Origin of the sequence: Streptomyces toxytricini (assembly GCF_014649915.1) — a bacterium.
Classification (GTDB): Bacteria; Actinomycetota; Actinomycetes; order Streptomycetales; family Streptomycetaceae; genus Streptomyces; species Streptomyces toxytricini.
On sequence record NZ_BMTY01000009.1, the window covers coordinates 151,264 to 157,382 of the forward strand.

Here is a 6,119-nt window from a genome sequence, read left to right on the forward strand (position 1 = left end):
GCCCCACCGCCCCCGCCCCCACCCGCATGCCCGTCGCCGTCCACGTCCTCGGACTCGCCGTCTTCGCCCTCGGCACCAGCGAGTTCATGCTCTCCGGACTGCTGCCGCCCGTCGCCGAGGACATGGGCGTCAGCATCCCGCAGGCCGGCCTGCTGATCTCCGCGTTCGCCATCGGCATGGTCGTCGGCGCGCCACTGCTCGCCGTGGCCACGCTGCGCCTGCCGCGCCGCACCACCCTCGTCACGCTCATCAGCCTCTTCGGGCTCGGGCAGGTCGCGGGCGCGCTCGCGCCCTCGTACGCGCTGCTGTTCGCCTCCCGCGTCGTCTCCGCGCTCGCCTGCGCCGGGTTCTGGGCCGTCGGCGCGGCCGTGGCCATCGCGATGGTCCGGCAGGACCAGCGGGCCCGCGCCATGGCCGTCATGATCGGCGGCCTGTCCGTCGCGAACGTCCTCGGCGTGCCCGCCGGCGCCTTCCTCGGCGAGCACCTCGGCTGGCGCTCCGCGTTCTGGGCGGTCGGCGCCGCCTCCGCGGTCGCCCTCGCCGGCATCCTCGTCCTCGTCCCCCGCATCCCGCTGCCCGCCGAGCGGCCGAGTCTGCGGCGGGAGCTGGGGATCTACCGCGACCGCCAGGTGTGGCTGTCCGTCGGCGTGACCGCGCTCGCCGCGGGCGGCGTCTTCTGCGCCTTCAGCTACCTCTCGCCGCTGCTCACCGACGTGGCCGGGCTGGACTCGGCCTGGGTGCCGTGGGTGCTCGGCCTGTTCGGGCTGGGCGCGCTCGCCGGGACCGCCGTCGGCGGCCGGTTCGCCGACGCCCACCTCTTCGGGATCATGCTGTGGGGCATCACCGCCAGCACGGCGCTCCTGGTCGCGCTGGCCCTGTTCGCGTCGTCGGCCGCGGCGGCCGTGGCGCTGTCCTTCCTGATCGGCTTCTCGACGTTCCTGACCGCCCCGGCCCTCAACGCCCGCATGTTCAACGTGGCCGGAGCCGCCCCGACCCTGGCCGGCGCCACGACGACCGCCGCGTTCAACCTCGGCAACACGGGCGGCCCGTGGCTCGGCGGCACGGTCATCGACGCCGGACTCGGCTTCACCGCCACCGCGTGGGCCGGCGCGGCGATGACCGTCACCGCCATCGCCCTCGGCCTGACCGCCCTCAGCCTGGACCGCCGCTCCCGGTACGCCCGCACGACGCGCATCGTCGCCTCGTCCGCTGGCGCCGCCGGGGCCCGGCCCTCGGACCGGCCGACGGCTGACTGCGCCTGACCTGCGGATTACGGGTACGAGAACCCCTGCGAGCGGCCGGTCACCGTCGGGTTGGTCGCGCTGGGCGCCGGCTCCCCCTTGCGGGTGACGGCGACATGGACGTCGTAGGCTCCCGGAGCCAGCGCGATCCCGACCAGCCCTCGGACCTCCTTGGCCTCCGTGCCCGCGCGCAGCGTCTGCTGCACCGTGCTGCCCGTGGGGTACAGGTGCCGGGTCTCGTCCTTCTCCGTCAGCCACAGGTGGACGGTCACGTCGACCGGCTTCGACGCCCGGAGCTGAGCCACCATCGTGACCCGGCCGCCTTCGAGGACGTAGCAGGGGCTGGCCGTGACCTCCGGGCCGGCGTAAGTGGCCTGCGTGGACGCGCACACCGGCTTCGGCGCACCGGCCGGCTGCACCGACGGCGTCGGCGCGGCAGCCGCCGGCGGGGTGGCCGGCGGTGACGCCGCCGCGCTGCCGGACGGCGACGCGCTCGCCGACGGCGACGGCGACGGCGACGGGCTCGGCGAAGCCGGCGGGGACGCCGCTCCCGGAGCCGCGGCCCCGGCGGCTGCCGCCTTGCCGTCGGCGCCGTCCTTCGCGCGCACCATCAGCTCGTACACCGTGTCGCCCGCGGCAGCCGCCACCACCAGCGCGGCCGCGGCCACGACGGTCACGAGACCGCCCCGCCGCGGCCGGCGGCGCGCCTCCGGCGCAGTAGCGGCCGTACCCCGACCGGCCGGGGGCTCCGCCTTCGGCGCGGGCCCGGCCGGCGGCCGCAGCGAGACCACCTTGCCCCGCCCGCCAGGGGCGAGGAGCTCCATCGTCACCGGGGTCTGCAGGGCGCTGCCGTCGGGGCCCGACCCGTCGAAGTGCTCCTCCAGGTGCGCGGACAGCGCCGCGAGGTCGGGGGCGAGGCCCGGCGAACGCTCCTCCAGCCACGTGAGGACCGCTTCCGAGAAGGCACCCGTGCCGCGGGCCTCGTCCTGCAACGCCGCCTGTCCGATGGCCGCGGCGAGGAGCAGGAACTGGTCGACGGCCTGTCGCGGGCCGGCGGGGAAAGCCGCGACCGCGGGCCCCGACGGGCCGCTGTTGACCTCCCGGAAGGTGGCGCAGGCGTCGACGAGGAAGACCTGCTGCGGGAACTGCACCACATCGGGCCGGGTCAGGTACTCGCGGAGTTGGTGCAGGTCGACGCAGCGCTGGTCGGCGTCGTGCGCGTCCGGGCAGAGCAGCAGCCGCCGGTCGCCGTGGTCGAGCACTCCGTGTCCGCCCCAGTAGACGTACAGCAGGTCGCCCTCGGACGCCTCGGACCGCGGCCGGAAGCCGTCCATGATGTGGTCGCGGGAAACGACGAACCGCACGTCGATGCCCAGCGCGCGTGCCTCCGCGTTGAACGCGGCCTGCGCCGCGGGAACGGGCGCCAGCATCAGGGTGATGTTCTCCGCGGGCACCCCCCGCCGGCGCAGCCAGCGCGTGAACCGCATCGCATCGGCGGCGGCCCCCGGAAGGTCCCAGCCCCGGTCGGGGACGCGCCCGAAGTGCTCGATGCCGACGACGACGGCGTGTACCCGCGCCGGTTCGGCGGCGCTCAGCTCAGCCATGTGCCGACTTCGTCCCACAGCTGGGGGTTGGACCAGTACGACGTGTGGGCCCGCACCAAGGGCTGCCGGTTGTCGACCCGCCGGTCGACCGCCCTGCCGGGAAACACCTTCGCCGCCTGGTAGGAGAGCGGGTCGCGTTCGTCGTAGACGTTCAGCCACTTCCCCGGGAAGTGCCCGGGCAGCGCCTGCGGGTGCTCCAGCGAGACCAGCGCCCCGATCTCGTAGAAGTACGGGGCCTGCGACCCGACGGTGATCAGCTGGTCGACCCGGTCGACCGGGTCCAGGACCATCAGGTCGACGCATGCCACTCCGCCGAGGCTGTGGGCGATCACGGTGACCGCGTCCCCGGGGGTGTTCTCGATCGTCCGCCTGATCTGGTCCCGGATGCCCTGGCCGCGGGCCTGGTAGCGCAGGATGTCCCCGATGAAGGGCAGGCCCACGTCACCCCAGGCGCCCCGCCGGCTCCGCAGCAGCCGGTCCGCCGCGAGCATTCCCACCTGCGCCGCCCGCCCCTTCAGGGACCGGCCCTCGGACCGGAGGTCGGCGCCGAGCGCGGCCAGCAGGGCGTCACGCACCGAACCGGACAGCTCGACGCCCCGTTCGGACGCACGCGCCCACGTGAGGGCCACGACCGCACGGGCGACGGCACGGCGGTGCTCGAACGCGTTGGCGTCGGCGGTGGCCGCGGCGTCACGCAGCTCCGGGGCGCGGACCACCGCGCGCAGGGCCTCGGCGAGGTCGTCCGCCAGGCCCCGCTCCTCGAACGAGGCAAGCACCTCCGGGGCCGGCACGTAGCCCGTGACCTGGTCGAGGAAGCGCCGGGAGGGCGGCACGCCGCGGCTCATCCCGGACACCGCGGGCGGTTGCAGGCCGAGCAACCGCAGCTCGTACCAGGGGTCCGCGTACAGGACGTCCCAGACGGCGATCTCGGCGTCGTCCTCCCGCGTGCCGCCGCGGGACTGCCGGTAGCCGGGGACGGAGTCACCGCCGAGCGCCATGGACGCGCCCTGCTCGCGCCCCCAGAAGCAGCCGCGGACCGCCATACCGGGCCGGATCCGGTCGAGACCGTCCCGGACGGCGGCCAGGCTCGCGGCGTACGAGGCCTCCCGCACTCCCGTTCCGTGTACGAACAGCACTGACCGCTCCACGATCCCCCTCAGGCGGTGCGACGGGACGAACAGGCGGTCATCCTGATGCAGCAACTGTCATACATTTTCGGCCACATGACGGAGCGTCACATGGCTGTACGGGGGAAACGGGCGGCCCGGGCGCCCCCCGTCACCCCGGCGGCCGGTGCTTCGGCCGGCGCAGGCCCGCCGCGGTCAGCCGGCGCACCAGCTCCTTGCTGCCGACCTCCACCGCGCCCGCCGCGACCGCGTCCGCGTACCGGAACTCCGGCAGGTCGTAGTGGTCGCCGTCGAACGCCTTCGGCGGGCAGCCGATCGCCGCCGCGAAGGCGTGCAGCTCCTCGAACGAAACGTCGCTGACCAGGTGGGACCACATGCGGCCGTGGCCCGGCCAGGTCGGCGGGTCGATGTAGAGCGTCACCGGCCGCTCACCCGCCGGCGCCGAACACCGGGCCGAGCGCGCCCACGGAGGCGACCTTCACCCCCGCCTTCGCGCACACCCAGTGCGGGTCCGGCCCCAACTCCGGCTCCACGTCGAGCGCGTGCGGGTCGCCGTGCGAGCACACCGGGCACAGCGGCCACCGCCCGTACTTCTCCAGCAGGGCGTCCTGGACGTCCTGCGCGACGAGCCCCGCGAGGTAGTCGACCCCCTCGGGCCACTGCTCCACCCACCACCGGCGGTGCGTGACGGAATCCTCGACGAGGGAGACGACGTCCGCGTCGGCGACCTGCCCCGCGACGAGGTCGGCGATGACGAGCGCGCGGGCGGCGTGCAGCGCCTGCTCCAGGGGTGTGGCGTGGTCCATGGGGCCATTGTGAACCCGTACGGGCCCCGCGGCGAAGGCCCGCCGGCCCGCATTCCGCAGGTCACGCGACCCGGGACCGCCGGGGAGCCTTATGGCGTATTGACCCGGTTCGGCTCCCGAACCAAGCTTTCCGGCATGCGCGAGGACGCGGAGGGAGCCTTCAGCCTTGCCCGCCCCGCCGGCGGCCGCGGCCGGACGCCGCCACCCCAGGCACCCACCATCCCGGCCCCCCGGCCGCGCCCGGGCCCTCTCTGGGCACCGGGCGCGCCGCACAGCACCCGGGCTCCGCACGGCACCTGCGCGCCGCAGTGGGCCTGCACGGCGCGCGAGGCCTGCGCGGCGCATGGCATCCACGCCGCCCACGGGGCTGCACGGGACCCGAGGACCGCGCCGCACCCGCCGCTCGCACGGCGCCGGCGCCCGCACGAGGCCTACAGGCCGCCCCCGCACGGAGCCTGCGCCCCGCACCGGGCCTGTACGCCGCGCGAGTCCTGCGCGCTCACGGTGCCTGCGCGCCGCAAGGGGTCCGAGGACCGCACCGCGCCCGCCGCACGGAACCTGCCCGCCGCACGAGGCCCCAGAACCGAGGGGAACCCGCGCCGCGTAGATCCTGCGCGCCACACGGGCCCGAGGACCGCACAGAGCGTGCGCCGCGCACGGGGCCTACGCCGCCCATGGGCCGTGCCCCGCACGGAGCCCGGGACTGCAGCGCGCCGCCGCACGGGGCCCCGCGCACCGTGTGGCGCCCCCGTGTCGCACGGCAGCCGGGGGGCGCGTGGTTTCTCGGCGGCGGGCGGGCCTCGTGCCGCCGGTGCTCCCCGTCGCGGGGGCGGGCCCGCCCCGTTCCCAGGGGCCCGGGCCGCCCCCGGGCTGCCGTGACCGCCCCGGGCCGCCCCGGGCCGCCGACCTTCGTGATCGTCCGTCCGCCCGCCGCACACCGTCAGGAGCCCCGCCCGTGACCGCCGACGCCGCGCTGCGCGCCCAGCTCGACACCCTCACCACCGAGGCCTTCCGGCCCGACCTCGCCGACATCGACCGGCTCGACACCCTCGCCCTCGCCCGCCTCATGAACGCCGAGGACGCCGGCGTCCCCGCCGCCGTGGCCGCCGAGCTGCCCGCCATCGCCGCCGCGGTCGACGCGATCGCCGCCCGCATGGCCCGCGGCGGCCGCCTCGTCTACGCGGGCGCCGGCACCGCCGGCCGGATGGGCGTCCTCGACGCCAGCGAGTGTCCGCCCACCTTCAGCACCGGCCCCGGCCAGGTCGTCGGCCTGATCGCGGGCGGCCCCTCCGCCATGGTGCAGGCCGTCGAAGGCGCCGAGGACTCCCCCGAGCTGGCCGC

Annotated in this window: 6 protein-coding genes; 2 read left to right on the plus strand and 4 right to left on the minus strand. The window is 76.2% G+C overall.

The annotated features are described in order from the left end of the window. Nucleotides 1-26: 26 nt before the first annotated feature. Nucleotides 27-1,262 (plus strand): Cmx/CmrA family chloramphenicol efflux MFS transporter, encoded by a 1,236-nt coding sequence (locus tag IE170_RS13510; protein ID WP_189809696.1) that lies wholly within the window; start codon nucleotides 27-29, stop codon nucleotides 1,260-1,262. 8 nt (nucleotides 1,263-1,270) lie between these two features. Here the strand turns inward: IE170_RS13510 and IE170_RS13515 are convergent, their stop codons facing one another. From IE170_RS13515 to IE170_RS13530, 4 genes are all read right to left on the minus strand, one after another. Then, nucleotides 1,271-2,845, minus strand: coding sequence for a caspase family protein (locus tag IE170_RS13515; RefSeq protein ID WP_189809593.1), 1,575 nt, complete (start codon nucleotides 2,843-2,845; stop codon nucleotides 1,271-1,273). Then, on the minus strand, nucleotides 2,833-3,981 hold the full coding sequence (locus IE170_RS13520) for a lipase family protein (protein WP_189809594.1): 1,149 nt from the start codon (nucleotides 3,979-3,981) through the stop codon (nucleotides 2,833-2,835). Before IE170_RS13520 ends, IE170_RS13515 begins: the two co-directional genes overlap by 13 nt. Before the next feature lie 142 nt (nucleotides 3,982-4,123). After that, nucleotides 4,124-4,393, minus strand: coding sequence for a DUF4031 domain-containing protein (locus tag IE170_RS13525; protein WP_189809595.1), 270 nt, complete (start codon nucleotides 4,391-4,393; stop codon nucleotides 4,124-4,126). 7 nt (nucleotides 4,394-4,400) lie between these two features. Then, the gene (locus IE170_RS13530) at nucleotides 4,401-4,778 is read right to left on the minus strand and encodes a DUF8819 family protein (RefSeq protein WP_189809596.1); all 378 of its coding nucleotides are present in this window, start codon (nucleotides 4,776-4,778) and stop codon (nucleotides 4,401-4,403) included. Between the two features lie 955 nt (nucleotides 4,779-5,733). Between IE170_RS13530 and IE170_RS32595 the strand changes: the two genes are divergently transcribed. Beyond that, nucleotides 5,734-6,119: N-acetylmuramic acid 6-phosphate etherase family protein (locus tag IE170_RS32595; protein WP_506417265.1), on the plus strand; the 386-nt coding region annotated here is incomplete at its 3' end.

Excerpts from the sequence above, each read along its gene's own strand:
- IE170_RS13510 (WP_189809696.1), top strand. The coding sequence starts at position 27 with ATGCCCGTCGCCGTCCACGTCCTCGGACTCGCCGTCTTCGCCCTCGGC.
- IE170_RS13515 (WP_189809593.1), bottom strand. The coding sequence starts at position 2,845 with ATGGCTGAGCTGAGCGCCGCCGAACCGGCGCGGGTACACGCCGTCGTC.
- IE170_RS13530 (WP_189809596.1), bottom strand. The coding sequence starts at position 4,778 with ATGGACCACGCCACACCCCTGGAGCAGGCGCTGCACGCCGCCCGCGCG.